General features: G+C 51.2%; 1 protein-coding gene. It reads right to left on the bottom strand.

The annotated features are described in order from the left end of the window. Positions 1-88: 88 nt before the first annotated feature. Positions 89-289 (bottom strand): hypothetical protein (locus tag PQR08_RS38795; RefSeq protein ID WP_408164538.1); only part of this gene is annotated, 201 nt, incomplete at its 5' end.

Below are 289 nucleotides of genomic sequence, written 5' to 3'. Positions count from 1 at the left end.
GGCGTGGTGCATCCCACCCAGGCTGATAAACCGAGCAGGCATATGGCAAAGAAGATAAATACAAGCAGGCGACGTGGATGCTTCATCGTCATCCTTGCATTGAGGTCGTCGAACGATGATCCTCGAATGGAAGCAAAAAGCCCTTTAGCGCTTTTCCCGCTTTCTTGGCAGTTTGATTCTGCTTCATGCGCTTTTTCCAATGATCAAAGACGTCCGGCAACTCCTTCCTATCCCCACTCCCCCGAATCTCCCCACCCGAATGCAGTGTAAAAATCCGCTCCCGCAACTT

It is taken from the genome of Caballeronia jiangsuensis (assembly GCF_046030135.1).
Taxonomy (GTDB): Bacteria; Pseudomonadota; Gammaproteobacteria; order Burkholderiales; family Burkholderiaceae; genus Caballeronia; species Caballeronia jiangsuensis.
The sequence above is the reverse complement of the archived record's forward strand: the minus strand, read 5'-3'. Positions and strand labels throughout refer to the sequence as shown.